The organism is Paenibacillus sp. FSL R7-0216, from assembly GCF_037969915.1.
In the GTDB taxonomy this organism is placed as follows: Bacteria; Bacillota; Bacilli; order Paenibacillales; family Paenibacillaceae; genus Fontibacillus; species Fontibacillus rhizolycopersici.
In genome coordinates, this window is the sequence record NZ_CP150222.1 from 930,001 (window position 1) to 956,508 (window position 26,508).

General features: G+C 54.4%; 19 protein-coding genes and 2 rRNA genes (1 of these 21 only partly in view). 15 read left to right on the top strand and 6 right to left on the bottom strand.

What is annotated here, in order from left to right:
- From MKZ15_RS03920 to MKZ15_RS03955, 8 genes are all read left to right on the top strand, one after another.
- Positions 1-1,983: ribosomal RNA gene (locus MKZ15_RS03920) — 23S ribosomal RNA — on the top strand; it begins 944 nt to the left of the window's first position.
- Positions 1,984-2,115: 132 nt separating this feature from the next.
- Positions 2,116-2,232, top strand: a 5S ribosomal RNA gene (rrf, locus tag MKZ15_RS03925).
- Between the two features lie 175 nt (positions 2,233-2,407).
- Positions 2,408-4,039, top strand: coding sequence for a formate--tetrahydrofolate ligase (locus MKZ15_RS03930; protein WP_339819982.1), 1,632 nt, complete (start codon positions 2,408-2,410; stop codon positions 4,037-4,039).
- Between the two features lie 101 nt (positions 4,040-4,140).
- Positions 4,141-5,322: a GNAT family N-acetyltransferase gene (locus MKZ15_RS03935; RefSeq protein WP_213623792.1), complete on the top strand. Its 1,182-nt coding sequence runs from the start codon at positions 4,141-4,143 to the stop codon at positions 5,320-5,322.
- Positions 5,323-5,498: 176 nt separating this feature from the next.
- Positions 5,499-6,809: an ABC transporter substrate-binding protein gene (locus tag MKZ15_RS03940; protein ID WP_155608836.1), complete on the top strand. Its 1,311-nt coding sequence runs from the start codon at positions 5,499-5,501 to the stop codon at positions 6,807-6,809.
- A 137-nt stretch (positions 6,810-6,946) separates the two neighbouring features.
- Complete coding sequence (locus MKZ15_RS03945) at positions 6,947-8,686, top strand: sensor histidine kinase (protein ID WP_213623794.1); 1,740 nt, start codon at positions 6,947-6,949, stop codon at positions 8,684-8,686.
- Between the two features lie 23 nt (positions 8,687-8,709).
- Entirely contained in the window at positions 8,710-10,083 is a 1,374-nt protein-coding gene (locus MKZ15_RS03950) for an extracellular solute-binding protein (RefSeq protein WP_339819988.1), read from the top strand.
- A complete protein-coding gene (locus MKZ15_RS03955) occupies positions 10,077-11,672 on the top strand; it encodes a response regulator (RefSeq protein ID WP_339819991.1) in 1,596 nt (531 codons plus the stop codon). The genes MKZ15_RS03950 and MKZ15_RS03955 overlap by 7 nt, the downstream gene beginning before the upstream one ends.
- Positions 11,673-11,953: 281 nt before the next feature.
- On the opposite strand, the gene MKZ15_RS03960 is transcribed toward MKZ15_RS03955, so the two are convergent.
- From MKZ15_RS03960 to MKZ15_RS03970, 3 genes are read right to left on the bottom strand one after another with little or no spacing between them, the layout of a single operon-like run.
- Positions 11,954-13,903 (bottom strand): CotH kinase family protein, encoded by a 1,950-nt coding sequence (locus MKZ15_RS03960; protein WP_339819994.1) that lies wholly within the window; start codon positions 13,901-13,903, stop codon positions 11,954-11,956.
- A gap of 23 nt (positions 13,904-13,926) precedes the next feature.
- On the bottom strand, positions 13,927-14,628 hold the full coding sequence (locus MKZ15_RS03965; RefSeq protein WP_155608839.1) for a DUF4956 domain-containing protein: 702 nt from the start codon (positions 14,626-14,628) through the stop codon (positions 13,927-13,929).
- Positions 14,629-14,631: 3 nt separating this feature from the next.
- On the bottom strand, positions 14,632-15,345 hold the full coding sequence (locus MKZ15_RS03970) for a polyphosphate polymerase domain-containing protein (RefSeq protein WP_339819996.1): 714 nt from the start codon (positions 15,343-15,345) through the stop codon (positions 14,632-14,634).
- Positions 15,346-15,543: 198 nt separating this feature from the next.
- Between MKZ15_RS03970 and MKZ15_RS03975 the strand changes: the two genes are divergently transcribed.
- Positions 15,544-16,797 carry a metallophosphoesterase family protein gene (locus MKZ15_RS03975; protein WP_155608841.1) on the top strand — a complete coding sequence of 418 codons (1,254 nt, stop codon included), beginning with the start codon at positions 15,544-15,546 and terminating at the stop codon, positions 16,795-16,797.
- Here MKZ15_RS03975 and MKZ15_RS03980 read toward each other — a convergent pair.
- Complete coding sequence (locus MKZ15_RS03980; RefSeq protein WP_155608842.1) at positions 16,794-18,341, bottom strand: DHA2 family efflux MFS transporter permease subunit; 1,548 nt, start codon at positions 18,339-18,341, stop codon at positions 16,794-16,796. The genes MKZ15_RS03975 and MKZ15_RS03980 overlap by 4 nt on opposite strands.
- 208 nt (positions 18,342-18,549) lie before the next feature.
- Between MKZ15_RS03980 and MKZ15_RS03985 the strand changes: the two genes are divergently transcribed.
- Positions 18,550-19,194 carry a TetR/AcrR family transcriptional regulator gene (locus MKZ15_RS03985; protein WP_213623801.1) on the top strand — a complete coding sequence of 215 codons (645 nt, stop codon included), beginning with the start codon at positions 18,550-18,552 and terminating at the stop codon, positions 19,192-19,194.
- 89 nt (positions 19,195-19,283) lie between these two features.
- On the opposite strand, the gene sulP is transcribed toward MKZ15_RS03985, so the two are convergent.
- On the bottom strand, positions 19,284-21,059 hold the full coding sequence (sulP, locus tag MKZ15_RS03990) for a sulfate permease (RefSeq protein ID WP_155608844.1): 1,776 nt from the start codon (positions 21,057-21,059) through the stop codon (positions 19,284-19,286).
- Positions 21,060-21,166: 107 nt separating this feature from the next.
- A complete protein-coding gene (locus MKZ15_RS03995; protein ID WP_059047243.1) occupies positions 21,167-21,496 on the bottom strand; it encodes a metalloregulator ArsR/SmtB family transcription factor in 330 nt (109 codons plus the stop codon).
- A 303-nt stretch (positions 21,497-21,799) separates the two neighbouring features.
- Here MKZ15_RS03995 and MKZ15_RS04000 point away from each other — a divergent pair, with 303 nt between their 5' ends.
- From MKZ15_RS04000 to MKZ15_RS04020, 5 genes are all read left to right on the top strand, one after another.
- Positions 21,800-22,861, top strand: coding sequence for an ABC transporter ATP-binding protein (locus MKZ15_RS04000; RefSeq protein WP_193415790.1), 1,062 nt, complete (start codon positions 21,800-21,802; stop codon positions 22,859-22,861).
- 37 nt (positions 22,862-22,898) lie between these two features.
- Entirely contained in the window at positions 22,899-23,234 is a 336-nt protein-coding gene (locus MKZ15_RS04005) for an antibiotic biosynthesis monooxygenase (RefSeq protein WP_155608846.1), read from the top strand.
- Between the two features lie 89 nt (positions 23,235-23,323).
- Entirely contained in the window at positions 23,324-24,079 is a 756-nt protein-coding gene (locus MKZ15_RS04010; protein ID WP_339820002.1) for an exodeoxyribonuclease III, read from the top strand.
- 527 nt (positions 24,080-24,606) lie between these two features.
- On the top strand, positions 24,607-25,341 hold the full coding sequence (locus MKZ15_RS04015; protein ID WP_155606723.1) for an ABC transporter ATP-binding protein: 735 nt from the start codon (positions 24,607-24,609) through the stop codon (positions 25,339-25,341).
- Entirely contained in the window at positions 25,338-26,489 is a 1,152-nt protein-coding gene (locus tag MKZ15_RS04020; protein ID WP_339820004.1) for an ABC transporter permease, read from the top strand. The genes MKZ15_RS04015 and MKZ15_RS04020 overlap by 4 nt, the downstream gene beginning before the upstream one ends.
- Positions 26,490-26,508 lie beyond the last annotated feature (19 nt).

Consider the following 26,508-nt stretch of genomic DNA (forward strand, 5'->3'; position numbering starts at 1 on the left):
ACCAAGCTCAGTCAAACTCCGAATGCCACAGACTGATTAACCGGGAGTCAGACAGTGAGTGCTAAGATCCATTGTCAAAAGGGAAACAGCCCAGACCATCAGCTAAGGTCCCCAAGTGTGTGTTAAGTGGGAAAGGATGTGGAGTTGCACAGACAACCAGGATGTTGGCTTAGAAGCAGCCACCATTTAAAGAGTGCGTAATAGCTCACTGGTCGAGTGACTCTGCGCCGAAAATGTAACGGGGCTAAACACACCACCGAAGCTATGGCTAGATGCTTTGCATCTGGGGTAGGGGAGCGTTGTATGTAGGTTGAAGGTGTACCGTAAGGAGCGCTGGACAGCATACAAGTGAGAATGCCGGTATGAGTAACGAAAAGATCAGTGAGAATCTGATCCGCCGAAAGCCTAAGGGTTCCTGAGGAAGGTTCGTCCGCTCAGGGTAAGTCGGGACCTAAGGCGAGGCCGAAAGGCGTAGTCGAAGGACAACAGGTTGAAATTCCTGTACCACCGTAATCCGTTATGAGCGATGGGGTGACGCAGTAGGGTAGTGACGCGAGCTGATGGATGCTCGTCCAAGCAGTGAGGCTGGTGTGTAGGCAAATCCGCACACCGTAAGGCTGGGCTGTGATGGGGAGGGAAAATTATAGTACCGAAGGTCATGATCTCACACTGCCAAGAAAAGCCTCTAGTCAGGAGAAGGTGCCCGTACCGCAAACCGACACAGGTAGGCGAGAAGAGAATTCTAAGGCGCGCGGAAGAACTCTCGTTAAGGAACTCGGCAAAATGACCCCGTAACTTCGGGAGAAGGGGTGCCCCGGTAGAGTGAATAGCTCGAGGGGGCCGCAGTGAAAAGGCCCAAGCGACTGTTTAGCAAAAACACAGGTCTGTGCGAAGCCGCAAGGCGAAGTATACGGGCTGACGCCTGCCCGGTGCTGGAAGGTTAAGGGGAGTGGTTAGGGGTAACCCGAAGCTATGAACCGAAGCCCCAGTAAACGGCGGCCGTAACTATAACGGTCCTAAGGTAGCGAAATTCCTTGTCAGGTAAATTCTGACCCGCACGAATGGCGTAACGACTTGGGCGCTGTCTCAACGAGAGATCCGGTGAAATTTTAATACCTGTGAAGATGCAGGTTACCCGCGACAAGACGGAAAGACCCCATGGAGCTTTACTGCAGCTTGATATTGGACTTTGATACGATTTGTACAGGATAGGTGGGAGCCTAGGAAGCCGGAGCGCCAGCTTCGGTGGAGGCGCCGTTGGGATACCACCCTGATCGTATCGGAGTTCTAACCTGGTACCGTGATCCGGTACGGGGACAGTGTCAGGTGGGCAGTTTGACTGGGGCGGTCGCCTCCTAAAGAGTAACGGAGGCGCCCCAAGGTTCCCTCAGAATGGTTGGAAATCATTCGAAGAGTGCAAAGGCAAAAGGGAGCTTGACTGCGAGACTGACAAGTCGAGCAGGGACGAAAGTCGGGCTTAGTGATCCGGTGGTACCGCATGGAAGGGCCATCGCTCAACGGATAAAAGCTACCCTGGGGATAACAGGCTTATCTCCCCCAAGAGTCCACATCGACGGGGAGGTTTGGCACCTCGATGTCGGCTCATCGCATCCTGGGGCTGAAGTAGGTCCCAAGGGTTGGGCTGTTCGCCCATTAAAGCGGTACGCGAGCTGGGTTCAGAACGTCGTGAGACAGTTCGGTCCCTATCTGTCGTGGGCGCAGGAAATTTGAGAGGAGCTGTCCTTAGTACGAGAGGACCGGGATGGACGCACCGCTGGTGCACCAGTTGTTCCGCCAGGAGCATAGCTGGGTAGCTAAGTGCGGACGGGATAAGCGCTGAAAGCATCTAAGCGTGAAGCCCCCCTCAAGATGAGATTTCCCAATTAGTAAGACCCCTTGAAGACGACGAGGTTGATAGGCCTGAGGTGGAAGTGCAGCAATGTATGGAGCTGACAGGTACTAATCGGTCGAGGGCTTATCCAAAAAATACCCCAAAAAGTGAAGCGAGGCTTCGAAGGTAATTCCGATTACTTTTCGGGGACCCCGATAAACCAAGTAAGGGCTAACACGCAAATACGTTTCGTATCCAGTTTTCAAGGATTAAACCTTGAACCGTTTGGTGGCGATGGCGGAGGGGTTCCACACGTACCCATCCCGAACACGACCGTTAAGCCCTCCAGCGCCGATGGTACTTGGACCGAAGGGTCCTGGGAGAGTAGGACGCCGCCAAGCAAAGGGAAAGAGCACTACCGTTTATTCGGTAGTGCTTTTTTTGTTGTTGGGCAAATCGAGGCGAATTCCGTCACGCATATTCCCATCTATTTCATGTACAATAAGAAATGAAATTTTTAAATGGAACTTGCACGAGGTTTTACAAGAATGAGATAGATGGAGGTCGCTGAGGGGAATGAAGCCGATACTGGAAGTGGCTGCAACATTCGGCATAGCCGAGGAGTTTGTAGAGTTGTATGGACGTTACAAAAGCAAATTGGATCCTAGTTTACGGGAGAAGCTAGGTGACCGGCCCGACGGAAAATTGGTGCTGGTGACCGCGATGAATCCGACGCCGGCCGGCGAAGGAAAAACGCTAACCACGATTGGCCTGGCGCAATCGCTGAACGCCATCGGAGCGCCGACAATCGCGGCGCTGCGAGAACCGTCGCTTGGACCCTGCTTTGGAATGAAGGGCGGTGCTACGGGCAGCAATAAAGCACAGCTGCTACCTTCCGAAGATATCAACCTGCATTTTACCGGTGATTTGCATGCCATTACATCGGCGCATAATTTACTTGCGGCGATGCTGGATAATCATATTTTTCATGGGAATGTGCTGCAAATCGATACGAATCGAATCTTGTGTAAACGTGCTATGGACATGAACGACCGGAGCTTGCGACAAATCGTTGTTGGACTTGGTGAAGGAAACGGGAGCGTGCACGAATCCGGGTTTATGATCACGACCGCCTCTGAAGTCATGGCGGTGCTGTGCCTCAGCGAGGATGCACTAGATCTCAAGCAGCGTTTGGGCCGGATCGTCGTAGCCTACAATATGACCGGGGAAGCGATCACCGCGGCGCAAATCGGCGCCGTGGATGCGATGACCGTTCTTTTGAAAGAGGCGATCAAGCCGAACCTTGTGCAAACAGCCGAAGGAACCCCAGCGATCGTTCACGGCGGACCGTTTGCCAATATCGCCCACGGCTGCAGCAGCGTCATCGGAACGAAAACTGCGCTCAAACTGGCAGAGATCGTCGTAACCGAAGCGGGCTTCGGAGCCGACCTGGGCGCGGAGAAATTCTTTGACATTAAATGCCGACAAGCGGGTTTAAAGCCGGATGCGGCGGTGTTAGTCGTCACGATAAAGGCGTTGAAATATAACGGCGGAGCGGCCAAGACGGAGTTGGATCAACCGAATTTGGAGGCGCTGCGGGCCGGACTTCCCAACATGAAACGGCATCTGGAGAATCTCCGGAAATTTGGGGTACCGGTGATGGTTGCGTTAAATCATTTTACCAGCGATACGGAAGAAGAGATCTCGATCGTGAAAGAGGCATGTGCCCGCTGGGGAGTAAAGGCAGAGCTATCCGATGTTTGGGCCAAAGGCAGTGAAGGCGGCAAAGAATTGGCGACAACCCTGCTCGGTATCCTGAAACAGGAAACCGCACGGTATACGCCGCTCTATGCGGACGATCTGGACCTTAAGACCAAAATGGAGACGGTCGTAGGAGAGATTTACCGTGGAGTTGGTATCAAGTTGAGCGCCAAAGCCGCGGCCCGACTGGAGGAACTTGAACGCCAAGGCTTCGGCCGGCTGCCGGTGTGCATGGCGAAGACGCCGTATTCGTTCTCCGACCAGGCGAATCTGCTGGGAGCTCCCGAAGGGTTCACGGTACAAATCAAGGATATCACCTTATCCGCAGGAGCCGGCTTCGTCGTCGTTCATACCGGCAATATCGTTACGATGCCCGGACTGCCGAAGGTGCCGGCGGCGGAGCGGATCCATCTGGACGAGCACGGAGAAGTTGCAGGTTTGTTGTAGCCAAGTAATCATGGGCAATTGACACTTCAGGTATCTTCTGACAGACTCTACATAAAGATTAGAATTTAGAGAGTGGTCAATCGATGAAATGAGGTGGATTTGTGGAAATCAGGCCATTGCGAGCGGTTGAATTTGATGCCAGCCTGAGCTTGTCCGAATATGCTTTTCAATATAAGGTGAAGCCGGAGGACAGAGAAGAACGGAGAAAATCCTTTATTCCCGAACGTTCCTGGGGAGCGTTTGAGGGCGGCGAGCTGCTTGCCAAGCTCATGCTGCTACCCTTGCATCTGTACGTACAGGGACGCCCCGTCCCTATGGGAGGCATCGCCGGCGTGGCCACCTGGCCGGAGCATCGGCGGAGCGGACTCGTGAGGGAGCTGCTGGCTACCGCGCTCCGCCGTATGAATGAGCAAGGGCAAATTCTTTCTTGCCTTCATCCTTTCTCGATCCCCTTTTACCGGAAATTCGGCTGGGAGGTCTACACAGATTACAAGAAGTATACCGTTAACATCGATAGTTTCCCCTCCAAAACGCTGGTTACGGGGAATGTTAAGCGGGGCGTAAAGGATATTGAGCTGTTGAACGGGATCTATCATTCCTTTGCCCGGCGATACAACGGAATGCTTGTCCGGGACGAAGAGTGGTGGAAGCGTATGGTATTAGGCGAGGAGGACCATACCGCCGTTTATTATGCTGAATCGGGGCAACCGGAAGGGTACGTGCTCTACCAGGTGAAGAACAAGGAGCTTATTATTGACGAATTCGTATTCCTGAACGAGACGGCCCGTCAAGGCTTATGGACATATCTGGCCAACCACGACTCCATGGTAACCCAGGTAATCTTTGATCGCGTGCCGGCGGATGACCTGTTGCCGTTTCTGATGCGCGACCCGCGCTGCAAGCAGGAAACCGTGCCGTATTTTATGGCTCGGATTGTCAATGCGGCGGCGTTCGTTGGCGACTATTCGTTTATTCCACCGGCTTCCACCAGCCCGATTCGCCTTGGACTGCGAATTGAAGACGAGGCTGCACCCTGGAACGAAGGGGATTGGCTGCTGGAGGTGTCCTCGGAAGGGAAGGGGAGCCTGACGCCGGCGAATCCGGCGAATCCTGCAGATTCTGGGCTGGTTTGTGACATCCAAACGCTGACAGCCCTACTGCTCGGCTATAAGCGGCCGCGGGAGATGTTCGCCTGCGGTAAATTAAGCGGCCCGGGAACTGATGCGGAAACGCTTGAACGGTTGATTCCCTTGAGCCAAACGGCATTACTGGACTTCTTTTAAATCACATGATTGGAATTTTCGGTCGATTCCCCACTTCTTCGAGTGGGGGATTGGCTTTTTTTGTTTTCGATCAGAAAAATTCCAACCTGAAATCGCAATTTTGCCTCCTCAAAAACCGAGTCCGTTTTAGCTAGACTAATAGTATAAATTCGGATGCAGGAAAGGATTTAACCGCAATGAAGAGAAGACAATGGTTGGCTGTTCTACCGCTTGCCGCCATGATGATTTCTTTGCTAGGCGCTTATGGCGTAATCAATGCGGCGAATAACGAGGAGAATCAAGTTCCGGGCATGTCCGAAGGCAGTCAAGGTTATCCCATTGAGCTGACTTTCTGGGCGTTGGGGAATACCCATTACGTGACCCTGGCTCAAGAGTATATGGCGGAGCATCCAAATATTAAGATCAACATCAGTATCCAAACCGATACATTCGCGCATCATGACCGCATGGAGTCAGCCTTGTCTTCTGGATCGGGCGCACCGGATATCTTCATGCTGGATCGGGAGTTTATGGAACGGTTCGTGAACGCACAGGACCAATTTTATAACCTATATGATTTCGGAGCAAAAGGCATCGAAGTGGATTATCTGTATTGGGCCTGGAAACAGGCGACTTTGGTGGATGGCTCTTTTCAATTGGGCTTGCCGGCCGGTATCAGTCCGACCGTTGTATATTACCGCGCAGATTTCATGGAGCGGGCGGGTCTTCCGGCCGATCCAGAGGAATTTAGCGCAGCGATTAACAAATGGGACAAATTTGCCGCAGTGGCGAAGCGGTTCACGGAAGAAACCGGACTCCCGTTTGCGGATTCGGCAGATTTGGTGTACAACGGACTTAGGGATCAATCGACAGACCGGATTTATTTCAATAAAGTCGACGGGTCCTTTATCGGAGATACTAATCCGCAGGTGAAAAAGGCGTATGACTATACGGTAAAAGGCATTCGGGAAGGGTGGATCGGCAACTGGACATTGGGGTCTCCGGAATGGGAAAATGCGATCCGCGAGGGTGACCTTGGCGTCATCCTCGGCCCGACCTGGATGGAAGAAACGATCCGTAGCGCGAAGGAGACTGCAGGGAAGTGGCGGATTGCCCAAATTCCGGAGGGCTCCGGCAGTTGGGGAGGCACCTTTTTGACGCTGCCGAAGCAAGGAAAACATCCGAAGGAAGCTTACGATTTCATCACCTGGCTGACAAACAAGGACAATCAGTTGAAGTCGTTTCAAGCAAGCGGTCAGTTGCCATCGATCCCGGCGGTGTATAACGAACCGGCATTCCAAGCGGATCAAGACGAATTTTTTGGTGGCCAGGTCATTTCGGAAGCCTACGCACGATCGGCACAACGCGTAAAGCCGGTTTATTACGGGCCACGTTTTGAACAAGTTGATACGTTGATTAAGAATGCGCTCCGAAATGGATTTGAGAACAAGGTCGACCCGCAAAGTGAATGGGATGACGCCATGAAACGGGTCGCAGACGCGGCTTAATCATAGATCTTGAATGGATACGATAAACCTGATTCGCAAGAGGGCTAGCCCTCTTGCGATTTTCTCTTTGTTAAGAAGCAAAGGAATCTGTCGTGCCATGAAGAATAATAGAGTAGGAGATGCATAGGAGGAACGAAATGAAGCTTCGACGAAAAATCTTGCTGGCTATTATTCTTCTCGTCTTTATTCCCGTCATCCTGATGGGTTCGATATCGTACTACAGCTTCTCACGCGCCATGGAGAACAAATCCAACAATTTCTATTGGGTCTCCTTGCTCGAAACCGACCGTAAGCTGAAGTTCGCGCTGAACGAAGTGACGACCGTATCCAACTCGGCGATCGCGCAGCCGGTGATTCAGAAGCTGGTGAAACAGCCGAATTTCACGGTGACCTATGAGCAGAAACAAGACATCAACAATCTGATTAACCACCCGATGATCACCTCCTTCGGGTTGTATTCCAAGGACAAGCTGCAGTACCAATATAATGAGGCGATGTCTTTCAGGGAATTGAAGCAGCAAAGCTGGTATGGAGCCATGGAAGCCGCCGAAGGCCGCTCGGTATGGGTAGGTCCAGGCGAGAACGGCTCCGCGGCGACGGGGAAGCCGGTTCTGATCCAAGCCCGCCTGATTAAGGATTACTATTCGCTAGAGGATATCGGTGCTTTAATTATTTATGTGAAACCCGATATTCTGGACCAGGTTTTTTGGGATGCCGCGACCTTAAAGCAAGGGGATATTTTACTCGTCAACAAGCTGGGGAATATCGTGTTCGACAAGTCCGGCACACATATCGGAGAACGCACGGAATTTCCTTTCCTGACCCATGACGAGCCGGAAGGAAAGGGCTACTATACGGCCAAATATCAAGGCGAAAAGTCGCTGATCACCTACTTGCCTTCGCATAACAAGGATTGGTACCTGGTGGCCATTACGCCAAGCAAGCTGATCGCTTCGGAATCGAACTCCATCCGCAACATCGCGATCGTGTTGGTTCTGGTATCGTTGATCTCGGCTTTCCTGTTCGACCGCTTTTTCGTCCGCCGCCTGGTGCGCAGCATTATCGGTGCGGTGAACGGGATGAAACGAGTGCAGCAAGGGATATTCGTACCGATCACGTCCGCGGTCCGCAGCGAAGACGAGACGGATTTGCTGGTCGATGGCTTCAACCGGATGAGTACGCAAATTTCCGAATTGATCGAGCAGGTGCAGACCGAGCAGGCGCGTAAGAAAGAATTTGAGCTTCAGGCGCTGGTCGCCCAAATCAATCCTCATTTTATTTACAATTCGCTGGAGTCAATCAATTCGCTGGCCGTCTTGCAGGGAAATAAGGATATCAGTAAAATGGTGGTCTCGCTTGGCAAGCTGCTGCGAATCAGCATTAGTGAAAATCAGCAATTGATCACGCTTTCGATGGAAATGGAGCATGTGCGGCACTATCTGGACATTCAGAAATTTCGCTTTGAGGATCAATTCGACTATCATATTGAAATCCCCGAATCGCTTAAATACTTCTTGACCCAGAAACTCATTGTACAACCGATCGTAGAAAACGCGCTGTACCACGCGATTGAACCCATGGAGGAGAAAGGGTTGATCTCAATCACGGCCAAGGAGGACGATCGGGACATTATGATCGACGTGACGGATAACGGGCCGGGCTTCAGCTCGGATACGCTGATGAACCTGTGGAGCAAAGACGGGAGCCCGAAGAATTACCGGGGGACCGGCGTCGGGCTCAAAAATGTGCACGAACGGCTGCGCATCCGATTTGGCGCCCGCTACGGCATCTTGATTTGCTCTTCTCCCGGACACGGCTCCATCATTCGCATCCGTATTCCGAAAATTCTCCACGAACCGGGAGCGGCCAAACGATAAGGCGGACAAAGGAGGCGGACAACATGAAAAAATGGTTCTTAAACTGGGGTTGGATCGCCGTTTATGCTGTTGTGCTGGCGATTTCCGTACTGATCATCGCTGCCGACGGGCACGAGCCGATCGAGGAAAAACAAGCGGAGAAGGTCACAATAACCTTTCGTCACTTCTGGATCAAGGAGCATGACCGGCAGATGCTAGATATCGTTGAGGACGTCGTCGCCAAATTTCAAGAGACGCATCCCAACGTGAAGGTGAATTTTGAGGGAATGGACCAGACTGTCCATCGTGAGCAAAAGCTGAAGAGCGAGATGGTGACCGGGACACCTCCCGACATGTTCGTGTTGTTTGGGGGCGCTGAAATCGAGCCGTATGTCCGTTCCAACCGGTTGATGGATTTGACCGATTTCGTGGAGAAAAACGGGCTGGAGCAGGAATTCCAGGACTTGCACTTATGGACCTTCGACAACCATATTTACGGCTTGCCGATTGAGGGGAATGCCGAACCTTTATTTTATAACAAGGAGATATTCCGTGAACTAGGGATAGAACCGCCGCAAACGCTGGAGGATTTAAACGAAGCCATTCGCGTTTTGACCGCCCACCAGATCACGCCGTTTGCGCTCGGAAATGAGGAACGTTGGCCGGCGGCCATCTTCGCGCATTATTTAATGGACCGCTATGCAGGTCCGGGGCTGATCGAAGAACTGGTGCAAGGCGACGAGTCGTTAAGCTTCCAAAATCCTTATTATTGGAAAGCGTTTAAGCAATTGAAAACCTGGATTGACGAGGGCGCCTTCTATGAGCCGGCCAACGACCTGTCGACTGAGGAGGCTATCGAGCGGTTCACCAGCGGCGAAGCCGCGATGTACCTGAACGGGAGCTGGGATATCAACCTGTTCCACAACGAGAAGGCACCGTCCGGGTTTCAGAATCAGGTCGGCGTCCTCCCGTTTCCTTCGCTGACGAAGGGAGGCAATCAATCGATTGCCGGAGGTTACACGATCGGGATCGGCTTGTCCTCTAATTTGGAGGAAACGAAATGGGAAGCGGCACAGGAGCTGCTGAAGGCTTTTTATACTGAGGAGGTACAGCGGCGTATCGTTTACGAGGCCTTGCGTATACCTTCGATGAAGATTACGTACGATTCGGAAAAAACGGGACCGGTCTTTGCTCAGGTCGTGGAAATGATGGAGCGAAGCAGCCAAAGCTTTGTGCCGTATGACAACGTACTTCCGCCTGAGGTCAACAAGACTTTCTTGAAGGTGTTGGAGGAAATGATCGGCAAGCAGGCGACGCCCGATGAGGCGCTGGAACAAATCCAGCAAACCTCGAAAGAGTACTGGCAGCTGCGGAGGAGCTCACTGCCTGACGGAACGACGGGAGGTGCAACATGGTAGCAAAAGGGGAGAAATACCGGGTTATTCTAGTGGATGATGAACCGGTTATTCTGCGAAGCTTGAGAGTAGCCGTGCCTTGGGAAGAGCTGGACTTGGAGATCGTCGGAGAGGCGCGGGGCGGCGAAGCGGCGCTTCAGCTCGTGCACGAGCTGTCGCCGCATATGATCATCAGCGACATCCGCATGCCGGGGATGGACGGGATCACGTTGATGAAGGAAGTGCTGGCGGAGAATTCGAATCGGCTGTTTATTTTTATCAGCGGTTACGGGGAGTTTGAATACGCACGTGAGGCGTTGCGGGAAGGCGCATTTGACTACCTGCTGAAGCCGATCGATCACGACGAGCTGATCGAGATGATCCGTCGGGCCAAGAAAACGCTAGAGAAACAGATGGAGAACGACAAGCTGCTGCATTCGGTGCAGGTGTTGTCGGTTCTAGCAAGGGAGCGCATGTTTGCCGAATTTATCGAAGGCAACCAGAGTCAAAGCCATCTGCAGCATATGCGTTGGCTGGAGAACAGCGAGCTGATGCAGGACTATTTCATGGCCGTGATCCAACTGGATCACTTCATGAAGCTGAATGAGCAGTGGTCCCCGGAGGAGCGGCGGCTGTGGTTGTTTGCGATTCGCAATATTTTGGGAGAATGGTCGATGGCGCGGGGGGCGCTGACGATGTTTCCTTTTCATGGCGGGGAGTGGGTTCTGCTGTTTCCGAGCATGCTTACGAGCCAAAAGGAGGAGCTGGGCAGCGATGTGATCCGGCAAATTCAGCTTTACACCAAGTTGTCCTGCTCGATTGGGTTTAGTCAAACGGTTGCTGGAATGGAGCGGTTGAGCGAGGCGTACCAAAGTGCTGCCAGGGCGTTATATCAGCGGTTTTACAGCGACAGGGCAGGCGTATTCGTCGATCAGCCAAGCCGGGAGTCTGGGGTTGACCGGGAGGCGAAATATCCGAAGCATCTGGAAGCGGTGCTCCTGGACAGCATCCGGACGTTAAACCGGGAACGTTTGTTGTCGGCATTGGATGAAACAAAGCAGTATATTGAGGAGCAGGGCTTCTCGAAGGAAGCCGCCGAGCGAATCATCGTGGAACTGACGGTAGTGATGTTCCGGCAATACGAGCAGATGAACCTGCTGTCGGAGTGGTCGTTGGAGGGCTTGCTCCAGGAGCTGCAGTCCTTGGAAACGCTGCATGAAATGATCGGACTGCTCAAAACGAATTTTGGACGGTGGATAAGCGAAAGCCGAGACAGCCAGTTCAAGGACAACGTGCAGACGGTGATCGCCAAGACACAGGAGTACATTCTTAGCAACTACCATAAGGATCTAAGCATGGAGGAAGTCGCGGAGCGGGCCGACCTGAGTATCAGCCACTTTTGCTTGCTGTTTAAGCAGGTAACCGGCTACACGTTCCTTGAGTATTTGACGGAATGCCGCATCGAAAAAGCCAAATACATCCTGAAGAACAGCCACGTCAAAGTGTTCCAGGTGGCCCCGATGGTCGGCTACCAGGATCCTCGCTACTTTACCCAAGTGTTCAAAAAAGTGACTGGCATGACGCCAACGGAGTTCCGGGAGGTAGGGGCGTAGGTGCTCGGCTGGGGGACAAAAAAACCTGCATAGGATGCAGGTTTTTTTGTGGTTATGGGGATCACGCGACTCACCATCTCCGTTGCTAGGAAATAAATGTATGCGAAAAATCGAATAGAATTCAGCGGCATCCGCGATTTCAACGGAATGTATTCGAAATTTCATACACATTTGCGCTATAGGAGGACGTAGACAAGGATTCTGTATGAAAAACCGAATAGAATTCGGACTTTTCGCCGTTTCCACTATTTTATATGCGAAAAATCGAATACATTTCATAGCTAGAGTCGCTTGCGGCGGAAGAAGGCAACGAACCCGGCGGCGCCCAGCAGCACCAGCAAGGAGATGCCGGTGAACAGGGCCACGTCGGCGCCGCTGCCTGCGGCCGTGGCGGCGGCCCCGAACTCAGGGCCGCCACCGGGGATGCCGCCGCCTTGGGTACGGTCACCGCCCATCGGGCGGGCTTGACCTGCGCCTCCGGTGGCATCGCCTGGCGCACCGGCGTCGCCCGGGAACCCTTCCGGGGGCTGGAAGCCCTCCGGAAGGGCCGGGGGCCCGCCGGCTTCGACGCCCGCGGCGTCCGCGCCAGCGCCGGCCTGCGCGCCGCGCTCGGCCCCGGCAGCCGGCACGCTCTGCTCGGCGGCATCGCCTTGGCCGCCGCCATCCGCCGCCGCGCGGGCGTTCCGCCACTCGCCCATGCCGCCACCCATGCTGCCACCGCTGCCCGAGCCATCGCCCGACGAGGCGATCGTGCCGTCGAGCTGCTGTCGGATGCTCTCCACCTGGCTGGCGTTGGTGGAGAGCAGCTGCGGCAAGGCCTGCTCGTACTCGTCATAGGTGTAAAAGGCCGTTGGATCGGCCTCCACATAAGACGAGATGAGCTCTGACAGCTCCGCCACGCGAGCGGAGAAACTGCCATCGGCCAGATAGCCGTCGATCGCCTGTTGGAGCATTTCATGATACTGCGCCTTGTAGTCCTCGACCGCCAGCAGCTTCGCAACCAGCGGCCGTTCGGCCAGCGCGCCTTGCGTCGGCTCGTCGATTAGCAGGCTGGCCTGACCGATGGATGCGGCTGGAGCCGCATCGCCTGGAGCCGCACCCCCTGGGGCAGCAGCATCCGGAACCGCGTTACCGCCAACTGCGCCTCCAGCTGCAGCTCCAGCCTCATCGCCGCCGCCCGCAGGAGCCGCGTCTGCACGGCCCGCGGACGCCGCCGCATCAGCGCCGTTCGCTCCGCCCCGGCCAAACCCGCCGCGGCCCATCCCCATGCCGCCGCCCATCCCGCCAAAGGCCATGTTGTAATCCCACGGCAGGATGGAGAAGACTCCGTCGTCTTCATACAAATAGTAGTTTTGCTTGTTGCTGCCCAGGTAGCTGTCCATATTGTTCGTCAGCACGTTTAGCGCAATGTAGCCCAGCGCGTCCGGCACATCGATATATTTTTCAACATCGTTGCCGTTGTTCAGCTCATCCAGCATATCGATCAAAATATCGCCATTCGTCGTTTCCGACTTCAACGTCAATCCGGTATAAGCAGCTGGATCTTCGCCCAACCAAGTCAGGTCGCTGCCGCTGCCGGTCATTTCTCCTTTGTACAAGGCCCCGTAGGCGTTGCCGAAATGGCGATCCAGATAGGCGTCGCCGATCTGCTCCACCGCTAGGTAGAACCCCCGAAGCTCGTCATTGACGTACACATTCACGTACGAATATTTGGGCGTAGGCAGCCCCATCTGCTCCGCCAGCTCATAGGTCAGAAACTCGCGCATGTAGGAAGCGTCGCTGTAGTTGTTGTTCAGGTTGATCTTCTGAATGCCGTCCAAGGTTTGATTCACATATTCGTCAAAAGACAGCTTAAAGCTATACCGATCGGAATCGGTCATCTGTACCACGCTGCGCAGACTTAAGTTACCCTTGGTGCGAATTCCGACGTTGTCGAAATGCTGCCCGTTGTAATCGACCGACGCCGTCTTGTATTCCTCGGCGCTGGCATTATCCAGCATGTCCTGGAAATCCGCCTCGTCGATCGTGATCTTCACGTCAACCACCCGGTCCTGGGGAAATACCTCTTCATCCAACTTCTTCTCTTCCGCAGAGACCATTCGCTCCTCGGCGGTGTCCGTCTGACCGTCCGAACGGGGTCCCCCAGATGGAATCGCCTCGCAGGTGATCAAGCCCACAAACAACAGCCCAACGCATGTCCAAAGCAACAGCCGGGTCCCTTTGCGTATCATTCTCCTTCACCCCCGGATAATCGTTAGGATACGTAGTCGCCGTTATAGCTGATCAATACGGCGTTTTTGACGCCGCCCAGCCCGGTTATTTGGTTGACGAATTTCCCTTCCTGGTCACGCAAGCGGACTTCCAGCGTCATCTCGATATTACCGGAGGTCACGGTTTTTTGCTTCACGTTGTAACGTTTGACCATCTGCCCGATGTGCGAATGAACCAGCTGTTCGCTTTCGTCACTTTCACAGTTGACGACAAGCAAGTAAGGCGTTTCGAGCGAGCTGCTCTTGATAAACAGGAAAAGAATCAGGCCAATCACCGCAGAGCCAATGGCAGCGAGCGCATAAAATCCCGCGCCGGCAACAATCCCGGCCGCAGCTGCCCAGAACAGGAAGATCAGGTCGGTGGGGTCTTTGATCGGTGTACGGAAGCGGACGATCGACAAGGCGCCGACCATACCAAGTGACAACACCAGGTTGGAATTGACGGCGATGATAACCATGGCGGTGACCATCGTCATGCCGATGAGCGAGACGTTAAAGCTTTTCGAGTACAGTACCCCGCTGAACACCCGTTTATATAAAACGTAGATGAACAATCCGATGAGAAAAGAAACTCCCAGCGTGATCATCATTTTGCTTATGCTGATATCTGAGGCGAAATTGTCTAGAAACGAATTTTTGACGATATCACTAAAATTGGTTGGGTTTGCAGTTTCCGTTGCATTCATAAATCAATAATCCTCCCATGCGTTAGTTTTCAGAAATTTACGGCAAATGACGTATTTGGACGCCGATTGTTGCTTCAGCCCTTCCATTTGCAAGGCGGCCCGGAGAATTTCGGGAATGTACTCATCGTACTTGACCTCGAGAATGATGAGCTGATCGTCGATGGCCGAGACGGGCCGTAAATCCGGATCGAACAAGTCGACGGCGTGGAGACCGGTTCGCAGCTCTTTGTCGAAGGTGATCCGCACGTTGCCGTTCGGACAGATAAACGGTTCGCGCACATAGTCGACGATCACTCGCGGGGCGAGCAGCTGTTGCTTCATTTCACGGTACAGTTCAAGCAGCAACGGCTTCTCCGGCACGTTCAGCCCTTCGATCTGTCCGGCCAGAATGGCGTCCACCGTCTCCCGGGTTAATCGCTCTTTTACTTTGGCGATCCTATCGCCGGTTTTGATTTTTTTCTCAAAATGGATGAGGTCGTCCCGCTGGTTATAAATTCGGATCCGGTACTTGCGGCGGTCGCGGAGTCCTCCCAATTTATCGTGCAGCGCGGAATTGTTGATGTCGTCGAAGTAAAGGCTGCGAATATGGTATTCTCCGCTCGTGCCCGCATGCTCGTCATAACGGGCCAATCCCCGGAGCCGCTGGCGTAGGACGTAATACTGGTGGCGATTGATCAGAAATTTTAGTTCATGGCGGTACTTCAGGTTTTGGTTCAAGTTGCACCTCTTTTCTCGGGGGCCGGATGAATTACGCTACCTATCCTATCAAGGCTCGCTGATTGTCCACTTAACGCAAACTGAAAATAAACTGAAAGTTTTAACGTAGGGTTAACAAATGTAAAATTGTGTAAGTGGCTTATTTGACAGAGGGCACCTCAGACTTTATGTTAAGGGGAACTGGAAGGAGTTTATCGCATGAAAGGTCGGAGAGAGATGATTTGGCTTGGAATTTTGATCATCGCTTTGCTGCTCGGGGGTGTGATCTTCGGCTGGCAAAAAATGCAGCAGGCCAACGAACCCGCTGCCGCATCGAAACCCCACTCGATCGTCATGACGATCGGCGGGGATGCGCGGACGACGCGGGCGTTCACCTGGCAGACGGAAGGGAAGGCTGGGGAAGCAGGGATTCTTCAGTTAACGGAGGGGGCGGGGCCCATCTCCTCCTGGAACGATTCTAAGGTACTCACCATCGAGGCGGAATCGGCCGAGATCAAGTTGGCCCGTGAAAGCGGCAGTGGCGGACGGTATACCGTGCACAAGGCACTTGCCAGCGGCCTTCGCCCGGGAACGGCATACGTCTACCGCGTGGGCAATGGGCAGGAGAGTGGCTGGAGTGAACCGGCGGAGTTCGTGACGGAACCAGCGGAGTCCTTGGCGTTTACATTCATCAACGTATCGGATTCCCAAGGAGAGAAGAAGGCGGATTTTAAGCTGTGGGCACAGACACTGGACAAAGCGTTTGAAACGTTTCCGGACGCCCGGTTTATCGTGCATAACGGGGACCTGACGGAGAACCCGGACGAGGAGAAGGGCTGGAAGTGGCTTCTCGGAACGGCATCGAAATGGCTGACCCGGGTGCCGCTCCAGCCGGTAGTTGGTAATCATGATGAGATTTCCGGGAACGCGGAGGTGTTTGCGTCCCATTTTCGGTTGCCGGACAACGGGGCGGATGGAGCAACGCCCGGAACTACGTATGCCTTCGACTATGGATTCGCCCATTTCATCGTGCTGAATACGGAATCCAACCTCAAGTCGCAGACGGTTTGGCTCAAGGAGGACTTGCGCGAGAATACCAAGCCTTGGACGATCGTAGCGATGCATCGCCCGGCTTACGGCGGCAATCAGTATGACAAAATCAGCGACTGGATCGAGGGATTTGATGAATATAGCGTAGACCTGGTGCTGCAAGGCCACAACCATGAGTATTCCCGGTCTTACCCCCTGCGGGACGGGGAAATCGCCCCAGACGGTAAAGGGACCGTCTATGTCGTCACCAACACCTCCGGTCCCAAATTTAATGTTTTGAAAAAAGATAAGATTTATCATGCCGTGCATACCCAGCCAAATCAACAGATGTTTGCTGGAATCGCGGTTAGCGAACGGACGTTAACTTACGCGGCTTATGCCGTGGACGGCAGGAAGCTGGATGAGTTTACGCTGACCCGCTAATGGCTGATGCTTTCTGCGTTGGAAATCGGCCGGACCGCTTCCTGCGGTTCTTCCTTGGCCGGACGATTCCGTCGCAGCAGGAGTCCCAGCACGGCGCCGCCCATCGCGACGAACATCATGATGAAGAACGTATCGTCGAACCCTTTGGCCAGCGCAGTCGCTGCTGCTTGGCGCATGGCCTCGGCCGATCCGGCCGCCGCTTGAGTCAAGTCGCCAGCGGATTGGGCGGCCTGCGCCGCGGCGGCTTTCATTTCATTTCCGCGGAACGTGGCTCTGGAGGTCAAGAGGGTCACCAGCGTAGAAATCGCCAGCGAATTGATGACCTGCTGCATGGAGTTCGTTAGCGACGTAACGCGGTTGATTAGCGGTTTCGGCGCCTTGTTGAGCAAATGGTTATTCATCGGCATCGTCATCATGCCCATCCCCGCACCGCACATGATCAGCGGCAAGATCAGCTGATGGCTTTCGGTCGTCAGGTCGACATGCGAATATTGGAACAGCGCGCCGGAGACCAGGCTCAATCCCAGCACAACCAGCCAACGTACGCCGATCCGGTCGAACAGAATCCCGGCGATCGGCATGATTAGCCCCGAGGCAATCGCTTGCGGCAGTAAGGTTAGGCCGGTGTCGAACGCACCGAATCCGCGGGCTTGCTGCAAGAACTGGGGCAGGAGGAACAATGCCCCGTACAAACCAAACTGACCTACCCATTGGACGAAAATCCCGGCGCTGAAATCAACCGAGCGGAATATGCGCAGCTCGAGCAGCGGGGTGCGGGTTCTCAGTTCGGCGATCACAAAGGCGATCAGGGCAACGCCGCCGATGGCGAGACCAAGGATCGTTTTATCTGCGCTCCAGCTTTCCGCCCCTTGGCTGACACCATAGGACAGAGAAGCAAACGCCAGCGGCCCGAGGATCATGCCCCATTTGTCGATGCCGGCGACCGGATTCCGCTCGACCCTCGGCAACTTCAAAATCCCGATGGCCAGGCAAAGGATCCCAACCGGAATGTTAATCAGGAAAATCAATCGCCACGAATGATACTCTACCAGCCACCCCGATAGGACAGGGCCGATGGCCGGGGCGAACAGCACGGGAATCCCCATGATGCCCATGACGACGCCCACTTTGCTGGCTGGGCTTAATTTATACACGTAAGCCATCGCGACCGGCAGTACGCAACCGCCGCCCAAGCCTTGGATGACCCGGAAGGCGATCAGCCATTCCGCTCGGCTCGGTGTCGCACAGAGCAGGGAGCCGACGGTAAACAATACGACGGCGCTGAGAAATACCGTTTTCGCTCCGAAACGGTCGGATAACCAGCCTGATAGCGGGATGACGGAAGCTTGTGCCAGCATGTAGCCGGTGACGACCCATTGTAAGGTCTTGAGATCGGTGCCGAAGTCGGTGGCAAGCGTCGACAAGGCGACGTTCATCGCCGTATTGTCCAGCACGACCATGAAGACCCCGGCGATGATGGCGAGCAGCGGCACGAGGATACCCGTTAATTTGAAATTCGCGTGGGATGGAAGCGTCTGCTCCATGATTTTTCTCCTCCTAAGTGGCCGGTCAGGGGGCACTCGCTACGTTACGGAAAAGCGTATCGGATTGTCCGTCGGCCGGTATCTCTGTATAATGGGAATATAAGATGCGGACAATTGTCCGTTCAAATCACGATACCTAGTTTACGGACAATTGTCCGATAAGTCAAATGCGTTTTTGGAATGGCGCAGGCAGGGGGGAAGGAAAGCGATGAATCAGGACAGGCGGGAGACCGACCTTTATCGGGAACGCATCCTGAAGGCGGCTCGGCAGTTGTTTCACGAGCATGGCTTGGACGGTGTCAGCATGTACATGATCGCCCGCACGGCGGAGATCGGACAAGGCTCCCTTTATCGGAGATATGCGGACATCGGCGAAATTGGGTCGGATCTGCTGAGGGACAACACGGAGAAATTGCTGAGCGGTCTGGAAGCATTGACAAATGGACCGAGCCTGCAGACGAAGCGGGGGGAGCGTATTGAAGTGGAGGGGCACGCAGGAAGGAAAGACTCTTATCTAGAGTATCTGCGGATCGCGATTTCCCGGGTCGTTGATTTCACCGATGAGCACGCCGAGTTGCTGCTGCGAATCAAATCCGAGTTTACGGGCAAGAAGCAGCTGACCCAATTCGAGCATCCGATTTTTGAGAAACTGAATCGCATCTTGACGGGTCTATTCCGACAAGCCGTCCAGGCCGGGGAGATTCGCGAGGTGGAGCCGCCGTTTATGGGCAGCGCCTTAACCGCCGTATTAAGCCCCGATTTGTATTTGTATCAGCAAAAGGTGCATGGCAGCACCAAAACGGAAATTCGGCAAGGCATCCTCACTCTCGTCGAAGCACTGGCCATAAAATAGCACAAAGCCCTTCGGAACTACGGATGATGCATCTTCCGTGCTCCGAAGGGCTTTTGTAGGTTTGTATGAAGGGCTTAGCTGAGCAGGGCTTACACCGGAACCTGCCCATCCCGTACCCGCGTGCCGGTTAGTTCCGGCAAGGGCTTGCGCTCCGGTTCTGCGCCGCAAAGTCCAGCGCATTCGCGGAAAGCGAAGTGACGGCAGCCCCGGCATTTATCGGCGTTGATGATGCCCAGCGCATGGGTCAGGGCTTCACCGGTGTTCTCGAAGAAGTTCGCTTCGCCGATCGTCTCGTAGCAGCCGGTTTTGTCCATCAGCTTATGCGGCTGTACGCGAAGGCCGGAGACCAGAACCGTGATGCCGGCTTTGTGCAGCCGTTTCACCAGGGCCGTGAAATTGGCTTCGCCGGTCGTATCCATAAACGGTACTTTGCCCATCCGGATCAATACGACCCGCAGCATGCCGTCTTCGATTTGCGAGACGAACTGGTCAAACGCCTGTGAGGCTCCGAAAAATAGCGGGCCGTCGACGGTGAAGATCGAGACTTGCGGACAATCGTGATCTTCGGTTACCATATGCGGCCGGACTTTCTCCTTGCCGGAGGCCAGGTCCGGCAGCACTTTATCGACGGTGAGCAGCTCGCCCATCCGTTTAACGAACAGCACGACGGCTAGCACCAGGCCCACTTCGACAGCGGTCGTGAGCGTAGTGAACACCGTGAGTAGGAAGGTGACAAGCAGCACTAGCGTATCGCCGGTCCGTGTCTTCAGCATATGAGCGAACGCTTTGCGTTCACTCATGTTCCAGGCGACGACCATCAGGATCGGCGCCATGCTGGCGAGCGGAATGTTGGACGCGTAAGGCGCGAACAATGCCACGATCAAGAGCACGACGATGCCGTGGATGATCCCGGAAAAGGGGGAGACCGCCCCGTTCTTGATGTTCGTCGCCGTCCGGGCAATCGCGCCGGTCGCTGGAATGCCGCCGAACAGCGGTGCAGCGATGTTGGCGAGGCCTTGCCCGATCAGCTCGCGGTTGCTGTTGTGGCGGGTGCCGGTCATCCCGTCCGCCACCACGGCCGAGAGCAGCGATTCGATGCTGCCGAGCAAGGCGATGATGAGCGCCGGCTGCAGCATCGGCACGACGCTGCCCCAGGACAACGTTAGCGGGTGGAGGCTGGGCAGGCCGCCGGGAATTGCCCCGTAAGCGGAGCCGATCGTTGTAACCTTGCCTGGGAACAGCCAGGCGGCAGCCAGTGTGGAGACGAGGATGCCAACCAGCGAACCTGGAATTTTCGGCAGGAACTTCGGCGTCAACAACAGGGCTGCCAGGCAGATGGCTGCCGTCAGGAGACTGTAGAAGTTTAAGGTATGAAACTGCAGGGCAATCTCCTTCATGTTTTCATGAAAATACTCATGCCGTTTGATGCCCGTCAAGCCAAGAAAATTGCCGATCTGTCCGCTGAAGATCGTCACCGCGATACCGGCGGTAAACCCGATGGTGACCGGCCGCGGGATGAACTTGATCAACGTTCCGAGCCGGAGCAGCCCCATCAGCACCAGGAAGATCCCGGCTAGGAAGCCGGCGATCAGCAGATTTTCGTATCCGTATTGCAGCACGATGGCGAGGAGAATCGGAATAAAGGCCCCCGTAGGGCCGCCGATTTGGAACCGAGATCCTCCCAACAGCGAAATCAGAATCCCGGCAATAATCGTCGTATACAACCCATATTCCGGCTTGACGCCGGACGCGATCGCAAAGGCCATCCCCAGAGGAATGGCGACGATGCCAACGATACACCCCGAAATCAAATCTTTGCGTAAAGAGGCCGCGTTATAATTACTGAACCTTCCTGTCCACTTCATCCGTTAAACCCTTCTTTTCTTAGAAATCTGCAGTTGCTCATGCAGCATGATCCATCCCAGTAAACAAAAAAGATCCCCCGCAGCCCGGCGGGGAAACTTGGGGTTCCTCATTTTTGTTTGCGGATCCCTTGCAGTAAGGATATCGATTCAACCAAGTGGTTATCGAATATTTGCCGGGCTACTGCGAGCAAATCCTTCAGCAGCGGATCTCGCAGCGAATAAACGACCGTTGTGCCTTCTTTGACCGTATTGACGAGATTTTTGGCGCGAAGAACGGCTAATTGCTGGGATACGGCCGACCCCTCCGATCCGAGAATCGCTTGCAACTCGTTGACATTCCGCTCGCCTTCGCTCAGCACCTCCAGAATACGAATTCGCATCGGATGGGCGAGAGCTTTGAAAAATTCCGCTTTAAACTGTTGTAGGTTCGCGTCCATCGACTAAACTCCTTAAAATCTGAAAATTCATATCTCTGAATCTTTGCATATTTAACACTATAGCATAGCACTTGCGAAAGTGTATAGGGAAAAATGTCACGGCAGCATTTGGCAGCTATGATCGTGGCTAAGGCGTACAGACTTTTTCCAATTGAGCTTAGGTGGCGAAACATGCTATACTTAATAATGATAATCATTATCAGTAAAATAACGGCTCATTTTCAGAGAGTAGGATGAGGCTGTCTTATTTCATAGAAGCGATCCCGATGACGGGATGGGATAGAAAAGAGGATTCGAGATACGATGGAACATCTATTAGAAGTGAAAGATTTGGCCATCTCGTTTAACACCCGCGAGGGAGAGGTGCAGGCCATCCGCGGCGTTAGCTTCCACGTCGACAAGGGCGAAACGCTAGCGATTGTTGGGGAATCCGGTTCGGGCAAAAGCGTTACCTCTCAAGCTGTCATGCAACTGGTTCCCCGGCCGCAAGGCATCTATAAGCGCGGGGAGATTTGGTTTGATGGACAAGAACTGATCGGCAAGACCGAGAAGCAAATGCAGCGGATACGCGGCAAGGAGATCGGGATGATTTTTCAAGACCCGATGACTTCGCTAAATCCGACGATGAAGGTGGGCAAGCAGATCACCGAGGTGCTCCATACCCACGAGCAGATGTCCAAGGACGCTGCGGATCAGCGAGCCGTGGAACTGCTGGGCTTGGTCGGAATCCCATCGCCTGAGCGGCGGTTCCACCAGTATCCGCATGAGTTTAGCGGCGGGATGCGGCAACGGGTGGTCATCGCCATCGCGTTGGCCGCGAATCCGAAGCTGCTGATTGCGGACGAGCCGACGACGGCGCTGGACGTAACCATCCAAGCGCAGATTCTGGAGCTGATGAAGGAGCTGCAGCGGAAGATCGGCACCGCGATTATTTTCATCACGCATGATCTTGGCGTCGTGGCTAAAATGGCTGACCGCGTAGCGGTGATGTATGCCGGGCAAATCGTCGAATCGGGGACGGTGGAGGAAATCTTCTACGATCCCCGGCACCCGTACACCTGGGGGCTGCTGGCCTCGATGCCAAGCCTGGATGGCCACGGCGGCGGGAAGCTGTCGGCGATCCCCGGCACGCCGCCGGATTTGATCCGTCCGCCGAAGGGCGATGCCTTCGCGCTGCGAAGTTCGTATGCGATGAAGATCGACTTGGAGCAAGAGCCCCCGTTGTACCGGGTATCGGATACGCATGCGGTGAAGTCGTGGCTGCTGCATCCGCAGGCACCGGCCGTTCTGCCGCCGGACGTGGTGAGCGGGAAGCGCCGCCAGTTGCCGGGGGTTTATGAGGTTCCGGTATTGGCGGAGGCGTAAAGGAGTCGAAGTACTATTTTCGTAGGGAGGAACCGGAATGTTTGTGATGACAAGGACGATGGTCATTGAGAAAGGGAACAGCGACAAAGTGATTGCACGGTTCAGCGGAGAGAGCCCGCTCGATCAGATGGAGGGTCTGGTGGACATCAGCGTGATGGTTAACCGGAAAAGCCATGAGCAGGAGGAAGTTGTCGTTGTGATTCGTTGGGAGTCGCAGGAGGCATGGAAGAACTGGGAGAAGAGCGACGCGCATATCCAGGGCCACAAGAACAGCCGGGGGCAGCAGCCGCCCGCGTTCATTCTGAGCACGACGGTTCAGATGTACGATGCGCAGGTTGTGAAGAAGGGAAAAGCTTTTTTGAACGGCGTGTGACGTGATACACTTTAGTTGAATCGCGAGATTTCTAGATTGCTAGACTTCCGGTGGCGATTCGCGATTAATTCAAGGCAAGGAGACCTGAAATGAAGCTGGTTTCATGGAATGTGAACGGACTACGGGCCTGTGTGGGCAAAGGGTTTTTGGACTATTTCAAAGAGACGGATGCGGACATTTTTTGCCTTCAGGAGACGAAGCTCCAGGAAGGGCAGATTGAGCTCGACCTTGGCGGCAATTACGAGCAGTATTGGAATTATGCGGAGAAAAAAGGTTACTCCGGCACCGCGGTCTTCACGCGGATCAAGCCGATGTCCGTACGTTATGGTATGGAGGAGGACTCCGAGCCGGAGGGGCGGATCATCACGCTGGAATTCGAGGAGTTCTATCTCGTGACGGTATATACGCCTAATGCGAAACGCGATCTTTCCCGTCTGGACTACCGGATGGAGTGGGAAGACCGGTTCCGCGCTTACCTGACGGGGCTGGATGCGATCAAGCCGGTGGTTGTTTGCGGCGACCTGAACGTCGCTCACATGCCCATCGACATCAAGAACGCAAAGTCGAACGAAGGCAACTCCGGCTACACGCTGGAGGAGCGCGGCAAAATGACGGACCTGCTGGCGTCCGGGTTCACCGATACGTTCCGGTATTTCTATCCGGACCGCGAAGGGGTGTACAGTTGGTGGTCGTACATGCCGAAGATTCGCGAGCGCAACGTCGGTTGGCGGATCGACTATTTTCTCGCCTCCTCCCGGCTGGAGCCGCAGTTGAAGGACGCAGGGATCGACTGCCACATCCTAGGCAGCGACCACTGTCCGGTGTCGTTGACGGTGGAATGGTGAACTAATTCAAGCTAGACGAAGAACGTCCTTATGACCGTATAAGCTGCGGTTTAAGGGCGTTTTTTATTTTTCAGGGAGAGGTGGTTTGAGATATGGACTTTAATCAGGCGCATCAGGCATTTATGGAGAAGCATTTGGCGGGGAGGACGGGAGAGCTAGGGGGAGGGGGTGGCTTAGGGATAGGCGTAAGGTAGAATTTTTGACTTCATTGGTGGTGAATCCGGGGAAATGTTGCATTTTCTGCTGCATTTTCTCGGGATTTTGCAGGGGACGGGTTAAAATGTTGCACTTTTTGCAACATTCCACTCCCAGGGCTCGCTGCAACGCCGAAATGTTGCAGGTTTTGCAACATTTCATCCGTCGACTGGGGGAAACTGCAGCATGCAAAGTGTTAGATCGACCCAACACCCAAAAAATGAGTGATTACTCACTTGACACACCGCCCGCCCCAGGAGTATCTTTATCTCATCAGCAATATGTGAGTAAGTACTCACTTTTAACTATCTCCCCATGGAGGAGTGACTCTAATGAACGATAAAATGGAAGTTTGTGTCCGGACCCGAGAGGTAACTCGAGCCTTCAACGGTAAGGAGGTGCTGCATGGCATCAGCCTCGAAGTCCGACGCAGCGAAATCTTCGGGCTGTTGGGGCCGTCGGGCTCAGGCAAAACGACATTCGTGAAAATGATCGCCGGAATCGACGAAGCGACTCGCGGCGAGGTTGAGGTGCTGGGCACGCCGATGCCGAAGCTGACCATGATGAACCGCATTGGCTACATGGCCCAATCCGATGCGATGTATGCCGAGTTGACGGCCAAGGAAAACTTGGAGTTTTTCGGAGCGTTGTTTGGTCTGCGTGGTGCAAAAATGAAGCGACGGATCGATGAAGTCATGGCGCTGGTGAATCTGACGGATCACCTCAAACGCCCGGTCGGCGCATATTCCGGTGGGATGAAGCGCCGGCTGTCGCTGGCGATCGCACTGATGCACGAACCTGAAGTGCTGATCCTTGACGAACCAACTGTCGGTATCGACCCTGTCCTGCGCAAGTCGATCTGGGACGAATTTGAAAGCCTTAGCCGTCAGGGCACAACGATTCTGGTGACGACTCATGTCATGGACGAAGCCGACAAGTGCCATCGTCTTGGCATGGTGCGTGACGGCAGCCTGATTGCCGTAGGTACGCCGGAAGCACTTAAGCAGGAAACCGGTAGCGTTACGATCGAAGAAGCTTTCCTGTATTACGGAGGTGTTCGCGCATGAGAATCCGGGCTCTGATTGTTCGCATTATTCGCCAATTCATTCACGATAAACGGACAATGGCTTTGTTGATCGTCGCCCCGCTGTTGGTTTTAGCCATGATGTATCTCGTGTTTAACGGCGACGCCTATCAGCCTAAAATCGGTACGGTGCAAGTCCCAGCCGCCCTGGCCGATAAATTGAGCAGTGCGGATGCTGAAGTGACCGCCTTCATGACGGAGGCAGCAGCCGAAGCGGCTCTAGCTGATCAAGAGATCGATGCGATGATCCGCTTCGATCAAGGTGTGCCGAATATCTTACTGGAAGGCAGCGATCCCTCCAAGAACCGGGCAGTTATCATGCTGATCCAAAAAACGCTGCAAGGCCAAGGGGTTCCAGGCGCTTCAAGTATGATGACCCCGGACCAGAGCAGCAGTACCGTTGTTGATCCTGGCAGCGCAGCAGCCACGAATCCGGCCACCGGTGCTGCAGCTAAAACGGAGGGCGCGGCGCAGCAACGGCCAACGACGCAGACGCCGGTGTTCGAATATTTATACGGAGGGGCAAACATGTCCTCTTTCGACAGCTTAAGCCCCGTGCTCATTGGTTTGTTTGCCTTCTTCTTCGTGTTCTTGATCGCCGGGGTTTCCTTTCTGCGCGAGCGAACGAGCGGCACGTTGGAACGACTGCTCGCCACTCCGTTGCGCCGATGGGAAATCGTCACCGGCTACATGGCCGGCTTCGGTATCTTTACAAGCCTGCAGGCAGTGCTCATCGCCGGATTTACCGTCTATGTGCTCGGCAGTCTCATGGTAGGTTCTTTCGGGTACGTTTTGCTGATCATGCTGCTGTTGTCGCTCTCGGCCCTTAGCTTCGGCACGCTGCTCTCGGCTTTCGCAAACTCGGAATTCCAAATGATTCAATTCATTCCGGTCGTCATCGTGCCGCAGGTGTTCTTTTCTGGATTGTTCGACCTGGAGAGCATTTCGCCTTGGTTGCGCTGGATTACACACATTACACCGCTGAAGTACGGTGCGGACGCGCTGCGCGGCATCATGATCCGCGGCGAGGGCTGGAGCGGGATCGCGCTGGATGTCTATGTGCTGGCCGGGCTATCCCTCGTATTTATGCTGGCCAATGTCCTCGCGTTGCGTAAGCACCGCAAAATATAGTACGCTGGACACTAGAAGC

What these genes read in the sequence shown, in the direction of transcription:
- MKZ15_RS03955 (WP_339819991.1), top strand. Translation starts at nt 10,077, where the DNA reads ATGGTAGCAAAAGGGGAGAAATACCGGGTTATTCTAGTGGATGATGAA.
- MKZ15_RS03980 (WP_155608842.1), bottom strand. Translation starts at nt 18,341, where the DNA reads ATGGAGCAGACGCTTCCATCCCACGCGAATTTCAAATTAACGGGTATC.
- MKZ15_RS03930 (WP_339819982.1), top strand. Translation starts at nt 2,408, where the DNA reads ATGAAGCCGATACTGGAAGTGGCTGCAACATTCGGCATAGCCGAGGAG.
- MKZ15_RS04000 (WP_193415790.1), top strand. Translation starts at nt 21,800, where the DNA reads ATGGAACATCTATTAGAAGTGAAAGATTTGGCCATCTCGTTTAACACC.
- MKZ15_RS03960 (WP_339819994.1), bottom strand. Translation starts at nt 13,903, where the DNA reads ATGATACGCAAAGGGACCCGGCTGTTGCTTTGGACATGCGTTGGGCTG.
- MKZ15_RS04020 (WP_339820004.1), top strand. Translation starts at nt 25,338, where the DNA reads ATGAGAATCCGGGCTCTGATTGTTCGCATTATTCGCCAATTCATTCAC.
- MKZ15_RS03965 (WP_155608839.1), bottom strand. Translation starts at nt 14,628, where the DNA reads ATGAATGCAACGGAAACTGCAAACCCAACCAATTTTAGTGATATCGTC.
- MKZ15_RS03985 (WP_213623801.1), top strand. Translation starts at nt 18,550, where the DNA reads ATGAATCAGGACAGGCGGGAGACCGACCTTTATCGGGAACGCATCCTG.
- sulP (WP_155608844.1), bottom strand. Translation starts at nt 21,059, where the DNA reads ATGAAGTGGACAGGAAGGTTCAGTAATTATAACGCGGCCTCTTTACGC.
- MKZ15_RS03995 (WP_059047243.1), bottom strand. Translation starts at nt 21,496, where the DNA reads ATGGACGCGAACCTACAACAGTTTAAAGCGGAATTTTTCAAAGCTCTC.
- MKZ15_RS03950 (WP_339819988.1), top strand. Translation starts at nt 8,710, where the DNA reads ATGAAAAAATGGTTCTTAAACTGGGGTTGGATCGCCGTTTATGCTGTT.
- MKZ15_RS03945 (WP_213623794.1), top strand. Translation starts at nt 6,947, where the DNA reads ATGAAGCTTCGACGAAAAATCTTGCTGGCTATTATTCTTCTCGTCTTT.
- MKZ15_RS03940 (WP_155608836.1), top strand. Translation starts at nt 5,499, where the DNA reads ATGAAGAGAAGACAATGGTTGGCTGTTCTACCGCTTGCCGCCATGATG.
- MKZ15_RS04010 (WP_339820002.1), top strand. Translation starts at nt 23,324, where the DNA reads ATGAAGCTGGTTTCATGGAATGTGAACGGACTACGGGCCTGTGTGGGC.
- MKZ15_RS03975 (WP_155608841.1), top strand. Translation starts at nt 15,544, where the DNA reads ATGAAAGGTCGGAGAGAGATGATTTGGCTTGGAATTTTGATCATCGCT.
- MKZ15_RS04015 (WP_155606723.1), top strand. Translation starts at nt 24,607, where the DNA reads ATGAACGATAAAATGGAAGTTTGTGTCCGGACCCGAGAGGTAACTCGA.
- MKZ15_RS04005 (WP_155608846.1), top strand. Translation starts at nt 22,899, where the DNA reads ATGTTTGTGATGACAAGGACGATGGTCATTGAGAAAGGGAACAGCGAC.